This window comes from Pseudomonas frederiksbergensis, from assembly GCF_035751725.1.
GTDB lineage: Bacteria > Pseudomonadota > Gammaproteobacteria > Pseudomonadales > Pseudomonadaceae > Aquipseudomonas > Aquipseudomonas frederiksbergensis_A.
The window spans coordinates 5548274-5564822 of record NZ_CP142104.1; the positions used below are offsets into that span (position 1 = coordinate 5548274).

The 16549-nt window shown below is 62.0% G+C and carries 15 protein-coding genes and 1 pseudogene; 7 read left to right on the forward strand and 9 right to left on the reverse strand.

Features of this window, described 5'->3' with window-relative positions; all coding sequences use genetic code 11:
• Nucleotides 1-113: 113 nt before the first annotated feature.
• From metF to VQ575_RS24975, 3 genes and pseudogenes are all read left to right on the forward strand, one after another.
• Nucleotides 114-959 carry a methylenetetrahydrofolate reductase [NAD(P)H] gene (metF, locus tag VQ575_RS24965; RefSeq protein ID WP_039590539.1) on the forward strand — a complete coding sequence of 282 codons (846 nt, stop codon included), beginning with the start codon at nucleotides 114-116 and terminating at the stop codon, nucleotides 957-959.
• Between the two features lie 136 nt (nucleotides 960-1095).
• Nucleotides 1096-1904, forward strand: a pseudogene (locus VQ575_RS24970) (substrate-binding periplasmic protein); the annotation flags it as partial.
• A 232-nt stretch (nucleotides 1905-2136) separates the two neighbouring features.
• A complete protein-coding gene (locus VQ575_RS24975; protein ID WP_039590537.1) occupies nucleotides 2137-3996 on the forward strand; it encodes a DEAD/DEAH box helicase in 1860 nt (619 codons plus the stop codon).
• Between the two features lie 68 nt (nucleotides 3997-4064).
• On the opposite strand, the gene VQ575_RS24980 is transcribed toward VQ575_RS24975, so the two are convergent.
• From VQ575_RS24980 to VQ575_RS24995, 4 genes are all read right to left on the reverse strand, one after another.
• Nucleotides 4065-4646 (reverse strand): YceI family protein, encoded by a 582-nt coding sequence (locus tag VQ575_RS24980; RefSeq protein ID WP_045157186.1) that lies wholly within the window; start codon nucleotides 4644-4646, stop codon nucleotides 4065-4067.
• Nucleotides 4647-4678: 32 nt separating this feature from the next.
• Nucleotides 4679-5230, reverse strand: a complete 552-nt coding sequence (locus VQ575_RS24985) for a cytochrome b (protein ID WP_039590535.1) — start codon at nucleotides 5228-5230, stop codon at nucleotides 4679-4681.
• A 429-nt stretch (nucleotides 5231-5659) separates the two neighbouring features.
• On the reverse strand, nucleotides 5660-5821 hold the full coding sequence (locus VQ575_RS24990; RefSeq protein ID WP_155402025.1) for a hypothetical protein: 162 nt from the start codon (nucleotides 5819-5821) through the stop codon (nucleotides 5660-5662).
• 213 nt (nucleotides 5822-6034) lie between these two features.
• A complete protein-coding gene (locus VQ575_RS24995; RefSeq protein WP_325918631.1) occupies nucleotides 6035-7795 on the reverse strand; it encodes a flavin monoamine oxidase family protein in 1761 nt (586 codons plus the stop codon).
• A gap of 247 nt (nucleotides 7796-8042) precedes the next feature.
• Here VQ575_RS24995 and VQ575_RS25000 point away from each other — a divergent pair, with 247 nt between their 5' ends.
• Nucleotides 8043-9449, forward strand: coding sequence for an adenosylmethionine--8-amino-7-oxononanoate transaminase (locus VQ575_RS25000; protein ID WP_039590529.1), 1407 nt, complete (start codon nucleotides 8043-8045; stop codon nucleotides 9447-9449).
• A gap of 152 nt (nucleotides 9450-9601) precedes the next feature.
• On the forward strand, nucleotides 9602-10321 hold the full coding sequence (locus VQ575_RS25005; protein ID WP_325918634.1) for a 16S rRNA (uracil(1498)-N(3))-methyltransferase: 720 nt from the start codon (nucleotides 9602-9604) through the stop codon (nucleotides 10319-10321).
• A gap of 45 nt (nucleotides 10322-10366) precedes the next feature.
• Here VQ575_RS25005 and VQ575_RS25010 read toward each other — a convergent pair whose 3' ends face one another.
• Complete coding sequence (locus VQ575_RS25010; RefSeq protein ID WP_325918635.1) at nucleotides 10367-11269, reverse strand: transporter substrate-binding domain-containing protein; 903 nt, start codon at nucleotides 11267-11269, stop codon at nucleotides 10367-10369.
• A 23-nt stretch (nucleotides 11270-11292) separates the two neighbouring features.
• Nucleotides 11293-12534, reverse strand: a complete 1242-nt coding sequence (locus VQ575_RS25015) for a D-amino acid dehydrogenase (RefSeq protein WP_325918636.1) — start codon at nucleotides 12532-12534, stop codon at nucleotides 11293-11295.
• Nucleotides 12535-12639: 105 nt separating this feature from the next.
• Between VQ575_RS25015 and VQ575_RS25020 the strand changes: the two genes are divergently transcribed.
• A complete protein-coding gene (locus VQ575_RS25020; protein ID WP_045157191.1) occupies nucleotides 12640-13563 on the forward strand; it encodes a LysR family transcriptional regulator in 924 nt (307 codons plus the stop codon).
• Here the strand turns inward: VQ575_RS25020 and trhA are convergent.
• Nucleotides 13551-14168 carry a PAQR family membrane homeostasis protein TrhA gene (gene trhA, locus VQ575_RS25025; RefSeq protein WP_039590525.1) on the reverse strand — a complete coding sequence of 206 codons (618 nt, stop codon included), beginning with the start codon at nucleotides 14166-14168 and terminating at the stop codon, nucleotides 13551-13553. The genes VQ575_RS25020 and trhA overlap by 13 nt on opposite strands.
• A gap of 187 nt (nucleotides 14169-14355) precedes the next feature.
• Here trhA and VQ575_RS25030 point away from each other — a divergent pair, with 187 nt between their 5' ends.
• The gene (locus tag VQ575_RS25030) at nucleotides 14356-15270 is read left to right on the forward strand and encodes a LysR family transcriptional regulator (RefSeq protein ID WP_039590524.1); all 915 of its coding nucleotides are present in this window, start codon (nucleotides 14356-14358) and stop codon (nucleotides 15268-15270) included.
• Nucleotides 15271-15381: 111 nt separating this feature from the next.
• Here the strand turns inward: VQ575_RS25030 and madM are convergent, their stop codons facing one another.
• Entirely contained in the window at nucleotides 15382-16146 is a 765-nt protein-coding gene (madM, locus tag VQ575_RS25035) for a malonate transporter subunit MadM (protein WP_039590523.1), read from the reverse strand.
• A 5-nt stretch (nucleotides 16147-16151) separates the two neighbouring features.
• Nucleotides 16152-16544: a malonate transporter subunit MadL gene (gene madL / locus VQ575_RS25040; protein WP_039590522.1), complete on the reverse strand. Its 393-nt coding sequence runs from the start codon at nucleotides 16542-16544 to the stop codon at nucleotides 16152-16154.
• Nucleotides 16545-16549 lie beyond the last annotated feature (5 nt).

A 16549-nucleotide genomic window follows, 5' to 3' on the forward strand; every position in this document is an offset into this window, starting at 1 on the left:
AGACGGAACTCCAGGCGCATCAATGCCGAATGATGAACCGCTTTCGCGAGCAAGCCCGCTCCCACATTGTGTTGCGCACGGCTCCAAGCCTACGAGTTTCCAAGGATATGACCATGTCCCAAGACCGTCGCTACAGCTTCGAGTTCTTCCCGACGAAGACCGATGCTGGGCATGAAAAGCTGATCGCCACTGCCCGCCAGTTGGCAAGCTACAACCCTGATTTTTTCTCCTGCACCTACGGCGCCGGCGGTTCGACCCGCGACCGCACGATGAACACCGTGTTGCAGCTCGAAAGCGAAGTCAAAGTCCCGGCCGCTCCGCATCTGTCTTGCGTGGGCGACAGCAAGGACGACCTGCGCAGCCTGCTGACCCAATACAAGGCTGCAGGAATCAAGCGCATCGTAGCCCTGCGCGGCGACTTGCCGTCGGGCATGGGCATGGCCAGCGGAGAGCTGCGCCACGCCAATGAACTGGTTGAATTCATTCGCGAAGAAACCGGCGAACACTTCCACATCGAAATCGCCGCCTATCCGGAGATGCATCCGCAGGCGCGCAATTTTGAAGATGACCTGCGCAATTTCGTTCGCAAGGCCAACGCCGGCGCCAACAGCGCCATCACCCAGTACTTCTTCAACGCCGACAGCTATTTCTATTTCGTCGAGCGGGTTCGCCAGATGGGCGTGGACATTCCTGTGGTGCCGGGAATCATGCCAATCACCAACTACAGCAAACTGGCGCGTTTCTCTGACGCCTGCGGCGCGGAAATCCCGCGCTGGATCCGCAAGCAACTGGAAGCCTACGGCGACGACACGGCCAGCATCCAGCGCTTCGGTGAAGAGGTCATCACGCAAATGTGTGAACGCTTGCTGCAGGGCGGCGCACCGGGGCTGCACTTCTATACCCTGAACCAGGCCGAGCCTAGCCTCGCGGTATGGAACAACCTCAAGCTGCCGCGTTGAGCCCAGCCTGATGTACGGTACACAAAGGCCCTGGGACAACCAGGGTCTTTTTTTGCGCCTGTGCAAACCGAGCACACCCAGCCCGCGTGCCAGAGCGCTCTAGCTATTTGACAGGCTCTCGTCGTAACCTCCGGTCATGCCTGTATTCGCCCAGCTGACGACAATCCTCCTTCTCTTGTGCCTGAGCTTCACTGCCCAGGCCGAGAAGTTGCGCATCGTCACTGAACCCTGGGCACCCTATGTCTACGAGGAAAACGGCAAGATCCTTGGCCTGGATTATGAAACCACGGCCATTGTCTTCAAGCGCCTGGGCATCGATGTGGAATGGCAACTGCTGCCGTGGAAACGCTGCCTGGCCATGCTTGAGCAGGGGCTGGCGGACGGCGCGCTGGACATCTTCCAGAGCGATGAGCGCGATGCCCTGCTGCTTTACCCCAGCGAACCGCTGTCGGACGTGGAGTTCGTCATGTTCTACGCCAATGCCCGCCCCCATCCTTTTCGTACGCTCGATGACTTGGACGGCCTGACCATCGGCACTTCGCCCGGTTACCTGTATAGCCAGGCGTTCCGAGAGTCGACACGGTTCAAGCGCGAAACGGCCCCCACCCATGAAGCCAACTTCGGCAAACTGCAGCTGGGTCGGATCGACCTGCTCATCACCGATCGCCGGGTTGGCCGGCATGTGCTCAATGAGCTGCGACTCGGCGACCAGATCACCGAGAATCCAGTGGTCGTCAGCCGCCAGAGCCAATACCTGGCGGTACGGCGCAGGGCCGGCATGGATTTGCTCGTGCAACGCTTCGGCGCTGAACTCAAGCGTTTCAAGCATGAACCGGCCTATGCTGAATTGAGTGCACGTTATGGCGCCATTCCGGTAGCCAAGGCGGCGGGGCAAGACGCGGCATCGCGCTGAAATGCACCGTTGAGCAGCAGGAAAGCAGCGCAACACGATTGCTCTGTTATACTCCGGCCTTCCCGCCAGGCTCACGCCCGGACGCCCGGTCTTGCAAAAGGCATCCCGACACCGCTACAGCGCAGCTTCCAGCCCGCGCGAGCCCTGTCCGGACCTGTCTTCCAGACCCGGCAGGACCGGACGGGATGAGGTCTCTGATCGACCGCATTCGCGCCAGGCAAGACTATCCCATTGGGCCAAGCCCTCACTAAAACAGGATTACTCATGTCCTTTGCTTCCCTCGGTCTCTCCGAGGCTTTAGTTGGCGCCATCGAAGCCGCCGGCTACACCCAGCCTACCCCGGTGCAACAGCGGGCCATCCCCGCCGTGTTGCAAGGTCGCGACCTGATGGTCGCTGCACAGACAGGTACTGGCAAGACCGGCGGTTTCGCCCTTCCCATCCTGGAGCGGCTGTTCCCCAACGGTCATCCAGACAAATCCCAGCGCCACGGCCCGCGCCAACCGCGCGTACTGGTCCTGACCCCCACCCGCGAACTGGCCGCCCAGGTGCACGAGAGTTTCAAGGTCTACGCTCGCGACCTGAAGTTCGTCAGCGCCTGCATTTTCGGCGGTGTCGGCATGAACCCGCAGGTCCAGGCCATGGCGCGTGGCGTCGATGTGCTGGTGGCCTGCCCCGGCCGTCTCCTGGACCTGGCCGGGCAAGGCAGTGTCGATCTGTCCCACGTGGAAATCCTCGTGCTGGACGAAGCTGACCGCATGCTCGACATGGGGTTTGTCCATGACGTGAAGAAAGTGCTGGCGCGCCTGCCGGCCAAGCGCCAGAACCTGCTGTTCTCGGCGACCTTCTCCAAGGACATTACCGACCTTGCCGGCAAGCTGTTGCACAACCCGGAACGTATCGAAGTCACCCCGCCGAACACCACGGTCGAGCGCATCGAGCAACGGGTTTTCCGCCTGCCGGCCAGCCACAAGCGTGCCCTGCTGGCGCATTTGATCACCACAGGCGCCTGGGAACAGGTCCTGGTGTTCACCCGCACCAAGCATGGCGCCAACCGCCTGGCTGAATACCTCGACAAACATGGCCTGCCAGCCGTGGCGATCCACGGCAACAAGAGCCAGAACGCCCGCACCAAGGCCCTGGCCGACTTCAAGGCTGGCGAAGTGCGCATCCTGGTCGCCACCGACATCGCCGCCCGAGGCCTGGATATCGACCAACTGCCCCATGTGGTCAACTTCGAGCTGCCGAACGTCGATGAAGACTACGTGCACCGTATCGGCCGTACCGGCCGGGCCGGTCGTTCGGGCGAAGCGATTTCCCTGGTCGCGCCGGACGAGGAAAAGCTGCTCAAGAGCATCGAGCGCATGACCAAGCAGAAGATTCCCGACGGCGATCTGATGGGCTTCGATGCCAGCACGATCGAGGCCGAGAAGCCGGAAGTACGCGAGCGTCCGGATGTGCGCAATCCGCGCAACCCACGCGGCCCGCGGGGCGATGGCCCGAATGGCGGCGGTGGCGGTCGCAAGGATAAAGGCAAGGACAAGGGCAAGGAAAAATCGGCCACCAACGGTCGCGGCGAACGCCCGGCCCGCGAGCAGAAGCCTCGCGAAGGTACGCCGGCCCGCGAACAGCAGCGCCCTGCTCCTCGCGCCGCGGCGGATCGTGCCCCGGACGAGTTCCTCGACGACGATATCGATAACTTCGGCAACCGTGTCGACTATGTGCCACAGCAGAAACCGGCCCAGGGACGCGGTCGTCGTCCTGGCGCCCCGGCACAAGGCGCAGGTTCGGGCGCACCACGCGGTGGCCAGCCACAAGGGCGCCAGAACGGTCCGCGAAACAGCAACGGCTCGTCCACCGGCACCCCGCCAGCCAAACGCAGTGGCCCGCGTAACGGCGCCCCACGTGACGGCCAGGCCCGCCGCGAAGAGTCCCGTCCTCGCCGCCAGGCCCGTGGTGATGACCAACCACGCCAGGAACCCGCCGTGCAGAACCCGCGTGGCAACCAGCCTAAAATCATCCACAAGGAATCGAAAACCGATCGTTTCCCGACGCCTGAACAGCTGGATCAATTGCCAAGCCGTCCCCGTGGCGAAAAACCGGCGTTGCTGACGCGCAATCGCTGAGTTTTTCCAAGTTGTAAAAAAACGCCCCTGGCCGCAAGACCAGGGGCGTTTTTTGTCAGGCGCGAACGTTACTTCGCTTTGACGCCTTCAAATGTCACGTACAGCTCGACCACGTCGGACGCTGGGCCCAGGTCCTTCTGCTTGCCGAAGTCGGAACGCTTGATGGTGGTGGTGCCTTCGAAGCCGGCACGGTAGCCGCCCCACGGGTCCTTACCTTCGCCCAGGAAAGTCGCCTTGACCACGACCGGCTTGGTCACGCCCAGCAGGGTCAGGTCGCCGGTCACGTCGGCAGTGTTCTTACCGGTGGACTTGACGCTGGTGGACACGAAGGTGGCCTTGCCGAATTTGCTGGCGTCCAGGAAGTCAGCGCTGGCGATGTGCTTGTCGCGTTCGGCGTGGTTGGTAAACACGCTGGCGGTGTTGACGTTGAATTCGATCTTGCTGTCTTCAGGCTTGGCGGCGTCAAAGCTGAACTTGCCGTCGATGTCCTTGAAAGTACCGGTGATGTAGCTATAGCCCAGGTGGCTGATCTTGAAATCAACGAAGGCGTGCTGGCCTTCCTTGTCGACCACATAGTCTGCAGCCATGGCCTGGCCGGCGGACAGCAGGGCAGAACCGATTGCCAGGGCGGCGAGCGTCTTTTTCAACATGCTTTCTATTCCTTTGGAGTCGAGGTTGAACATCAGGCTTGGCGCCCCAGCATTCGCTTGAGGGTCGCGTCACGGTCGATAAAGTGATGCTTCAATGCTGCCAACGCATGAAGGCCGGAAAAAATTACCAGCGCCCATGCGAGATACAGGTGGATCTGGCCGGCGACGTCTGCCTGATCGGGCAGTCCAGACACCAGCGCGGGTACTTCAAACAGACCAAACACCGAGATCCCGACACCGTCTGCGGTGGAAATCAGGTAACCGGCGATCATCACGGCGAACAGCCCGAGATACAGTGCGCTATGACCAAGCTTGGCGCCGACGCGAGTCAGGCGTCCGTAGGTTTCCAGTGTCGGCGGCGGCGGGCTGACGAAACGCCAGATCACCCGCAGCACCATCACCGCCAACAACACCAGGCCGATGCTCTTGTGCAGCTCCGGCGCGTCTTTACGCCAAGTGCTGTAGTAATCCAGCCCGACCATCCACAGGCCCAACGCAAACAACCCGTACACCGCGAGGGCAACGGCCCAGTGCGAAACGATGCTGACCCAGCCATAGCGAGAAGAAGAGTTGCGTAGCTGCATTGCTCATATCCTGTAAAAACTGTGACCAAGACTAGCGAGTTATCTATCGATTTAAAGCGGAAATTTTTGCTTTGAAATATCGAGAAATACGATGATCAGTCTGGGAGCTGTGCGTTAAGGAAAGATTAAAGCGATGAACTGCGTGATGGCGAGGCGGGTGCAGGAGGTCAGCTTGGGCTTGGAGGCCTCTTCGCGAGCAGGCTCGTTCTTGCCAAAGCCACTTATGGCCCACCGCCTCCTGGAGTCACTTGTTGATGCATTCAGCCCTATAAGGGTCTATGTCACATCTATAAACCAATTGAGGATCGTGCTTTTTTAGCACCGTACGGCCATCAGCACAGCCACCGACACCAAATACTGCCAATAGCATTAAAGCCGCTATTAATTTCATATCAACTCCAGCTTCTACGAGGTTAAAGTTGCGAACTATTAATTCACCGAACACTCAGGCTTGTAGGGATCGAACACGCACTTGTAATCCATTTGAGGGTCCCGCTTCGGAGTCACCGGAACCATCAGGGGATCATGGCCTTCGCCATAGACACACCCATACATGGAAACCAGTACGACCACACCCATCAGTATTTTCATACGTCGCTCCTGTTTTTCGAGGAGCCTAGACTTATGGCGGGGTGCGTTCTATCGCCTGCTTCCGGTTAACGGGTGGGAAGTTTCCGATATATCGTAAAGACGTGTAGGACGTCAGCGTTCGCTATACGACGCTGGGCGCTGGAAGACAGCGTCGGCGCGCCTGAATGTCGAAAAAAAAAGCGGCCCTTGGGCCGCGTTTTTTATGCCTGAACGTTACTGAGCCTTGGTCTCAGTGGTCGTCGCCGGTTTGGCGACCGGCTTCTTGACCGGCTCGGCCTTCTTCACCGGGGCCTTGGCCGGGGATTTTTTGGCCGGTGCCTTGGCGGCCGGTTTTTTCGCCGCAGGCTTGGCCGCAGTTTTCTTGGCCGGCTCGACTTTCGCCGGGGCCGGCGCGGGTGGTGCTACCGGGGCCGGCGCTGGAGCAGGTGCCGGTGCGGGCGCTGGAGGCGGTGCTACCGGCTCGGGGGCCTTGGCCGGCTCGGGCTTCTTGTCGTCATCCGAGCCACCGAACAGGTTGCTGAAGAAGTTGCCCTTCTTCGCTGCCACCGCGCCAGCAGCCGCCGCTGCGGCTGGGGCGACCTTCGGCGGTTCGAAGGATTTGCCAGCGGCCAGGTCTTCTACCTGGCTGGCGGCACGTTGGCCACTGCGCAGCGCGCCTTCCAAAGTGCCTGGATACATAGCGTCAGTGTGTTCACCGGCAAAGGCTACGCGCTGCAATGGCTTTTCCCACAAACGCCAGTATTTGCTGATCTGGCCCGGACCAAACGCCAGGTAAGCGCCGCCCATGGACGGGTCGGTGCTGTAGCGCCGGATTTCATAACCGGTGAATGCGCCACGGGCCTGTGGATAAAACGCGTGCAGGCGAATCAGCACCTGGTCGACCATCTGCTTGTCGCCGAAGGCCTGCATCACCCGCGCGTTGTCGCCGGACAGGTTGATGACCACGTTGGCGCCGCCCTTCATGGCCGGCTCGATCCACATCATGCCCAGGCCGGTGTTGCTGTAGATCTCACCCGACATGCGCGCCTTGCTGTCCCAGACCGGGGTCTTGAACTTGAGCATGATCTGGTCGCGCCAACCGTAGTTGGTGCCTTTGATCGCCCCCTGGTGCTGGGCATCCAGGGCCGGCGTCAGCTGGATCTTGTTCAGTGCGCGCAGCGGCACGGCGAGTACCACGTAGTCAGCCTGGTAACCGACGCTGCCGACCTTGACGGTGACGCCGTCCTTGTCCTGGGAAATGGCCGAGACCGGTGAACCGGTCTTGATGGTCTTCAGTTGCTTGACGAACGCCTGGGCCAATACCGGGCTGCCACCCAGCAGGCGCGAGGCGCGCCGGTCACGGTCGGACACGCCGCGATAGACGCGGTTCTGCTGGGCAAAATACAGCAGCGACAGGCGCGAAGGCTCGTCATAGCGCGTGCGTATTTCCTGATTGACCAATTGCCGCGCGGTGGCGGGCAATTGCAAACGGTCGAGCCAGTTGGACACAGTGATCTGGTCGAGGGCGTGCAGCGTGTTGGTGGCCGCCGGGTTCAGCGGATCGTCGATGGACCGCGCCAGCTCATCCAGGGTGGTTTCATAGCGCTTGAGCGCTTCGGCTGTGGCGGGCTGTTTGGTCGCCAGGTCGGCGGCGGTGAAATAAGTGCCGTCGATCAGGTAGCTGGGAGTCCGCACGAATTCCGGTGCCGGCGTGGTGCCCAGCTTGAAGGTGGAAACGTACTTGTTCAGCACGGGCTGGGTCTTTTCGTTGCCGATCCACTCGCTGGTGGCCATGCCCGACCGGCCACCCAGGCTCGGCTTGGCTTCCAGCAGGGTCACGGCCCAGCCCTTGTTCTGCAGCTCGTAGGCCGCCGTCAGCCCGGCCAACCCACCGCCGATGACGATGGCCGTCGGTTGTTTGTCCTTGGCCAGCGCCGAAACGCTGAACAGCCCTATCATCACCAGCGCACAGGCGCGCAGCCAACCAGCAGACATTCAACGAACTCCGGATTAAAACGTAGGAAATTTCAGCTTTCGAGCCAGTCGGCTCTCGGTTTTTCGAGCCAGTCGGCTCCGGGAACGGCGAAGAATACGTCAGCCATCAAAGCGCCGCCAGCGACGTCTATCGCCTTGTCCATAGTAGCCGGAACGACACAATGGGTTGTCCCCACGTCCGCCATTGCATAGGCTTGCGCGATTGTTTTGCCCGCGCCCGCCGCGAGCTGCCTCGAGGAGACTGTACATGGGCCTGAATAACCAGTGGATGCAACGCGACCTCGCGGTGCTGTGGCACCCCTGCACCCAGATGAAAGATCACGAACAACTGCCGTTGATCCCTATCAAGCGCGGCGAAGGCGTGTGGCTGGAAGACTTCGAAGGCAAGCGCTACCTCGATGCCGTCAGCTCCTGGTGGGTCAACGTGTTTGGCCACGCCAACCCGCGCATCAACCAGCGCATCAAGGACCAGGTCGATCAGCTGGAGCATGTGATCCTCGCCGGTTTCAGCCACCAACCGGTGATCGAGCTGTCCGAGCGCCTGGTGAAAATGACGCCCGAAGGCCTGACCCGGTGTTTTTATGCCGACAACGGCTCGTCCTGCATCGAAGTCGCGATGAAGATGAGCTTTCACTACTGGATCAATCGCGGCCAGCCCGCCAAGAAACGCTTCGTCACCCTGAGCAACAGCTACCACGGCGAAACCATCGCGGCGATGTCGGTGGGCGACGTGCCGTTGTTCACCGAAACCTACAAGGCGCTGCTGCTGGACACGATCAAGGTGCCCAGCCCCGACTGCTACCACCGTCCCGAGGGCATGGGCTGGGAAGAACATTCGCGAAACATGTTCGCGGCCATGGAACAGACCCTCGCCGAACACCACGGCAGCGTCGCCGCCGTGATCGTCGAGCCGCTGATCCAGGGCGCCGGTGGCATGCGCATGTATCACCCGGTGTACCTGAAGTTGCTACGCGAAGCCTGCGACCGCTATGGCGTGCACCTGATCCACGATGAAATCGCTGTCGGCTTCGGTCGCACCGGGACGATGTTCGCCTGTGAACAGGCCGGTATCACACCGGACTTCCTTTGCCTGTCCAAGGCCCTGACGGGCGGCTATTTGCCGCTGGCGGCGTGCGTGACCACCGATGACGTCTACAACGCGTTCTACGACGACTATCCGACGTTGCGCGCCTTCCTGCATTCCCACAGCTACACCGGTAACCCGCTGGCCTGCGCGGCGGCCCTGGCGACCCTCGACATCTTCGAAGAAGACAACGTCATCCAGACCAACCTGGCCCTGGCCCAGCGCATGGCGAGCGCCACCGCGCACCTGGCCGATCACCCGAACGTGGCAGAAGTCCGCCAGACCGGCATGGTGCTGGCCATCGAGATGGTCAAGGACAAGGCCAGCAAAACCGCTTACCCGTGGCAGGAACGCCGTGGCCTGGCGGTGTTCCAGCATGCCCTGGAGCGCGGTGCTTTACTGCGGCCGCTGGGCAGCGTGGTCTATTTTCTGCCACCGTATGTCATCACCCCGGAGCAGATCGATTTCCTCGCCGAAGTGGCCAGCGAAGGCATCGACATTGCCACCCGGGACAAGGTCAGCGTGGCGGTGCCGAAGGACTTCCATCCTGGCTATCGCGATCCGGGCTGACGACAAATTTCTCTGTGGCGAGGGAGCTTGCTCCCGCTGGGCTGCGTAGCGGCCCCATTTTTGCGATTGCTGCGCAATCGAGCGGGAGCAAGCTCCCTCGCCACAACAGCACTAGACCCAGCAGCAATGCACCCGTATCCAGAGAACGAAACATGAGACTGTCCCGCTTCTTTATCGACACACCCCTGAGCCTCGGCGACCACGAGCTGCCCGAAGCCCAGGCCCACTACATCGGCCGGGTGCTGCGCATGGCCGAGGGCGATGCGGTGCAGGTGTTCGACGGCTCCGGCCAGGAGTTTCGCGGGACCCTGGCCGAGGTCGGCAAGAAACGCGTGCGCGTGCAGCTCGACGAGCAATTTGCCGGGCAGGCCGAATCGCCGCTGTGCATCCACCTCGGCCAGGGCCTGTCCCGCGGCGAGCGCATGGATTGGGCGATCCAGAAGGCCACCGAACTGGGCGTCAATGAGATCACACCGATCTTCACCGAGCGCTGCGAAGTGCGCCTCAAGGACGAGCGCGCCGACAAGCGCCTGCTGCATTGGCGGCAGGTGGCGATCAGTGCCTGCGAGCAATGCGGACGCTCCACCGTGCCGGTGATCCACCCGCCATTGCTGTTGGCCGACTGGTTGAAGCAGGCCGAAGCCGAATTGAAACTGGTGCTGCACCCGGTGGCCGATCCGCTGACCAGCCACCCCAAGCCATCGTCCCTGGCATTCCTGATCGGGCCCGAGGGCGGGTTGTCGGACGCTGAAGTAGAGCAGGCCAAGACCGCCGGCTACCACGCCGCCCGCCTCGGCCCCCGAGTGCTGCGCACCGAAACCGCGCCAGTGGTGGCGTTGGCAGTAGCGCAGCAGTTATGGGGGGATTTCTAAAAGTCTGATGTAGCTCCCACAGTAGATCGCGGATGTCCTTGCGACTTACTGCACCGGCTCACTGGTCGGCTTGGCAATGATCGCCTTCAATTCGCTGGTCATCGGGAATTCCAGGTTCAGGCCCTTGGGTGGGATCGGCTTCTGGAACCAGCGATCGTAGATCGCGTTGATTTCCCCAGACTTGTACAGGTCCGCCAGGGTCGAGTTGACCAGCGCCAGGAACTGCGGATCGTCCTTGCGCACCATGCAGCTGTAGATTTCCCGCGATTGTTCTTCCCCGACCACGACCCATTTATGCGGATCACGCGCCTTGGCCCGCTCGCCGTAGAGCAGCGCGTCGTCCATGTAGAACGCCGCTGCCCGGCCGGTCTCGAGCATCTGGAAGGCTTCGCCGTGGTCCTTGGCGCTGATGACGAACATGTCGACTTTGTTGTCCTGGTTGTAGCTCTTGAGGAATCGCTCATTGGTGGTGCCGGCAGTGGTCACCACATTCTTGCCGCGCAGGTCGGCGAAGCTGTGGATACCGCTGTCCTTGGCGGTCAGCAGTTGGCCCTTCACGTAAATGAAACCGTAGGAAAACGCCACCTGCTTCTGCCGCTCGGCCGTTACGCCGGTGGAGCCGCATTCCAGGTCCACGGTGCCGTTCTGCACCAGTGGGATGCGGGTCTGGGACGTGACGAGGTTGTACTTCACGTTCAGTTGCGGCAACGTCAGTTGGTGCTGGATGCGCGCGACGATCTTGCTTGCCAGCTCCACCGAGTAGCCCATCGGTTTGCCGCTGTTGTCCGCAATGTAGGAAAACGGCACGGAGGCGTCGCGGTAGCCCAAGGTGATGCTCTTGCTGCTGGCGATCTTGTCCAGGGTGCCGGTCGGTGGCGCTTCATTGGCGAAAGCCGAGGCGCTCAGCAACAGGCTCAGGGTGCAGCCGATCAACGTGATTTTTTGCATTGTTATTCTCCGTTGCGGGTGGGTCAGGCGGCGCGGGGCGTGAGGCCTCGCATGTCGATGGAAGGTGTACGTTGGCGGATCAGTTCACTGAGCAAGCGGCCGCTGCCGCACGCCAGGGTAAAGCCTAAGGCGCCATGGCCCAGGTTGAGCCACAGGTTGCGATAGCCGGTGGCGCCAATCAGCGGCACCCCGCTGGGCGTGGCCGGGCGCATGCCCGCCCACTCGATGGCGCGCTCGTAATTTCCAGCCAGGGGGAAGGTTTCCATGGCCTGGCGACGGATCAGGGCCAGGCGCCTGGGGTCCGGTGCCGGATCAAAACCGACGATGTCGACCATCGCCGCCACTCGCAACTGCTCACCGATGCGAGCGTAGACGACCTTGCGATCATAGTCGGTGATGCTCAGCTCCGGCGCCCGATGTCGCGCCTCGATCGGAACCGTCAGGCTGTAGCCCTTGAGCGGATACAGCGGCAGTCGCAGCCCAGGCACTGCAAGCGCTGCACTGCGATGGCCGGCGGCTATCACCACGGCGCCCACGTCCAGGCGATCTGCGCCCAGGTTGATCGCCTGCACCGTACCGTTAGCATGATGGACAGCAGTCACCGCACGCCCCAGGAGGAACTCGCAGCGCCCCGAAGCCCGTAGCCGCGCCGCCAATTGGAGGCAGAAAGCATGGCAATCGGCGACCTCCTCGTCCGGCGTGTAGATCCCGCCCACGAACGGCACGCCTGCCAGCGCGGGCTCCAGGCTGGCGCATTGGGCAGGGCCAAGTACTTGCTGATGCTCCAGATCAGTCACTCGCCGCCGAGCATGCTCGAAGTGGCGGCCGTTTCGAAACGTCACCAATTTGCCGTTGCGCCGCCAGTCAAAGCCATCGAGATGATCGTCTTCGCGCCAGGTCTGCAACGTCGCCTGGCTCAACAGCGCCAGGCGCAACAGATGCGCACCGTTGCGGCGGTTGACCGAGGTCCGGCACGCGGCGACAAACGACGCCATCCAGCGCCACTGGGCCGGGTCGAGGCGCGGGTGCAACTTCAGTGGCGAATCCGCGCGCAACATCCAGCCCAGGGCCTGCCAGGGCACCCCGGCATCCGCCAGCGGCGAGACGTAGCGATAGGACAACTGGCCGCCATTGGCGAAGCTGGTTTCGCTGCCCAGCGCGTCCCGGGCTTCGACGAGCGTGACGTCGATGCCTTCGCGAACCAGCGCATAAGCCGTCGCCAGCCCGATCACGCCGCCACCGATAATGCAAACCCGCTGAGCCATGTCCATCTCACACCTGTTTCGAATGGCCCAAGGTTAGGATCGGATGACAGCGTTCGAACAATGAATAAAGATGGGCTTCCTATAAACAAAGGTTATGGGCTCGCCATGCGCCTTCGTCATATCGAGATTTTCCAGGCCATCCGCCAGACCGGCTCCATCAGCGGCGCCGCGCAGTTGCTGCACGTCTCCCAGCCGGCCGTGACCAAGGTGTTGCAGCATGCCGAGCAGCAATTGGGCTTTGCGCTATTCCTGCGAGTGCGCGGCAAGTTGCAGGCCACGCCTGAGGCGCTGGAACTGGAGCGCGAGGTCGACAAGGTCAGCGAAAGCCTTCAAGGCGTGCGGCGCCTGGCCCAGAGCCTGCGCCGCGAGCCGGGCCACAGCCTGCGGATCGGCGCCACGCCAGCCTTGGCCCTGTCGTTGATGCCGGCGGCGATCCATCAATGGACCCGACGATACCCCGACATCGTCTGCGAGTTATCCAGTGCCCACAGCCGCGAATTGACGCAAAACCTGCTGATGCGCGAAATCGACGTCGCCCTGACCTTGCAAGCGCCCGATCACCCTGGCCTCAAGGCCCAGGCCCTCGCCAGTGGCGTGTTGGTAGCCTTGGCACCAAATGGTCACTGGCCCGAGGCGACGATCGGCACGCCCATGCCGTTGCAAGCCTTGGCCGATGCGCCATTGATCGGCCTGTCCAGTACCGACCCGCTCTCGGCCAGGTTGGACGGTTACCTCAAGTCAGTGGAGCCGTCGCCACGCGTGAGCATTTCCGTGCAGACCTATTCACTGGCCCGGGCCATGGTCGAATCCGGCGCCGGGCTGGCGGTCATCGACCCGTTCACGGCTTTGGGCGCTTCGAGCGCCCGCACGGCCATCCGGCCCTTGTCGCCGCCGCTGCCCATTTCCCTGTACGCCGTGACCCGGGCCAACGAGGCCCCAGCCCATACGATGGGTGCCCTGCTGGAGATCTTTGCCAGCCAGGCCCAGGGGCAGCTGGATCGCCTGTTTGGAACGGCTCAAAGCACGTAGAACAGAATCGCCACGAAATGCAGCAGGCTGCCGGCGATGACAAACAGGTGCCAGATGCCATGGGCATGGCGCAGGCGATGGTCCAGCGCGAAGAAAATGATGCCGACGGTGTACAACACGCCGCCCGAAGCCAGCCAGGCAAACCCGGTGCTGCCCAGCGCCGCCAGCAACGGCTTGACCGCCACCAGGACGATCCAGCCCATTACCGCATAAATGACGATCGACAGGATCCTCGCTTCAGAGCGCGGCTTGATTTCCTGCAGGATGCCGATCAGGGCCAGCCCCCAGACAATCCCGAACAACGTCCAGCCCCACGGCCCGCGCAGGGTCACCAGGCAGAACGGCGTGTAGCTGCCGGCGATCAACAGGTAGATCGAAAAATGATCGACCTTCTGCATGATCTCTTTCTTGCGTCCGCGCACGCTGTGATAAACCGTCGAGGCGCTGTAGAGCGCCAGCAAGGTGAACCCATAGATCGCCACGCTGACGATCTTCCAGGGATCACCGGCCATCCCGGCAATCACCAGCAACCACACCGCGCCGATAAACGCCGCGACAGCCCCCACCAGGTGTGTCCAGGCGTTGAGTCGTTCCCCGTGATACATCCCAATCCCACCCCACATTCCGAAACTGGCGCCAAGGCTCAGGCCTGGCGCGGCAAAGTGCAATGCCTTGGCTTTTTTTAACTCGCGATAACGCTCCCTCGCCATAACAGCTCCCAAGCCACTTAAATCGCGTCGCCGGGAAGACATGGGGCACAATCAGCCCATACGAATAAGAGTCCATCCTCCTATGCTGATCGACGAAGAATTGACCCTGAAAAAACTCGAGGTGTTCCTGGCCTTCATGCGCACCGGCAACCTCGCGCGGGCGGCGGCCGAGTTGCAGACCAGCAATGTCAGCGTGCACCGGGCCATTCATTCCTTGGAGAGCGCCCTGCGTTGCCCGCTGTTCAAGCATGAAGGCCGCAATCTCACGCCTTTGGAAAGCGCCTATGTTTTGGAAGAGCGTGCGCAGAGGCTGATCCAGGATGTGATCGAAAGCGTTCGATTGACCCGCGAGGCGGCGGGTTTTTCCGCTGAGCGCTTCAAGCTCGGCTCGCTGTACTCGCTGACGGTCAAGACCGTGCCCCAACTGATCATGGGCCTGAAAATCCGCCGCAGCGAACTCAACATCGACCTGATCATGGGCTCGAACATCGACCTGTTGTACAAGCTCAAGAACATGGAAGTCGACGCGATCCTGGTGTCGCTGGACGACAGCGTCAACGACCCGGACTGCGAGCAAATCGCGCTGTTTTCCGATGACATCTTCCTCGCCACTCCGGCCGACTCCCCCTTCGCCCAGCGCAGCGAAGTCGACCTGGCCGACGTGCGCAACGAGACTTTCATCACCCTGACCCAAGGCTTCGCCACGCATCAGGACGGTGTCCGGGTGTTCAAGCAAGCGGGGTTCGAGCCGAAGGTGGCGATGCAGGTCAACGACATCTTCACCCTGCTGAGCATGGTCAGCTCCGGGGTGGGTTATGCCTTGCTGCCGGGCAGGATTGCGGCGGTGTATGAAAACCGCGTGAAACTGATCCCGTTGCAGGAAAAGTACCGGTTGCAACAGCACATTGGCGTGGTGTTCCTGAAGGCCAAGGAGCGTGATCCTAACCTGCTGGCGCTGTTGGCCGAGTGCCGGATGTATGCCAATCGCCAGGCCTGAGACCGAGTCTCGCCCTTCGCGAACAAGCCCCCTCCCACAGGGACACGCGGTCGACTGTGGCAGCGGGCCTGCTCGCGAAGAGGCCAGCGCGGTTAGCGAAGAGCCGAAGCCCTACCCCATCAACCCCCGCATGATCAAAAACAACAGCGAAGGCCCGAGCAAGCACCCAAGTGCCGTATAGAACGCCGCCGTCAGGCAGCCATACGGCACCAGCTTCGGATCGGTCGCCGCCAGGCCGCCGGCCACGCCACTGGAAGTGCCCATCAGCCCGCCGAAGATCACCGCGCTGCGCGGGTTGTTGAGGCCGATGAAGGGCGCCACGAACGGCGTCGCCACCATCACCAGGATCGCCTTGATCAGCCCGGCGGCAATGGACAGCGCCATGACCTCGGAGCTGGCGCCAATCGCCGCCCCGGTCACCGGTCCGACAATATAAGTCACCGCCCCGGCGCCGATGGTGGTGAGGCTCACCACATCGGTGTAACCGAAGGCCATCGCCACGCCAACGCCGGCAATGAATGAAGTCCCGACCCCGACGAACAAGGCCAGCACGCCAACGAAACCGGCACGCTTGAGCTCCTCGACACTGACGCCGAACGCCGTGGCGACGATGGCGAAGTCCCGCAGCATGGCGCCGCCCAGAAGACCGATCCCGGACAGCAGCGGGATGTCCACCACGCCTTTCTGCCCACCGGTCATGGCCCCGCCGATGTACGAGAGCACCAGCCCCAGCAGGATGGCGATGGCCGAGCCGTGCAGGCGCCCTTTGGTGAACGTGTCGCTGATCCAGTAGGACACCCACATGGTGATGCCGACGATGGCAAAACCGCTGATCAGGCCGTAGCCGGTGATGACTTTCATCAAGGATTCGTACATGGCGGTCACCCTACCGTTTTCACGGACACGTTGGATTGAGGGTCCTTGTTGCCGATGCGCACCAGCACCGGCACCAACGCAAAGGCGATCACCACCGCCAGCGTCCCGGCCAGGATCGCCATCGGCCCGCCCTTCAAGGCGCCATAAACGTTTTGCTGCGCGGCCATCGCCACCACGATCGGGATATAGATGGCGCTCCAGAATTCCACGCCTGCCTCGGATTTGCCCGTGAACAGGCCGCGCTTGTTCAGGTAGCTGCCCAGGCCGATCAACAGCAGCATCGCAATGCCGACGCCGCCGACGTTGGCCGGCACGCCGATCAATTTGCCCAGCAGCTCACCGATGAAAATACCCGCCAGGGTACAAAAGGCCAGGAACGCCACACCGTAGATAATCATTGTCG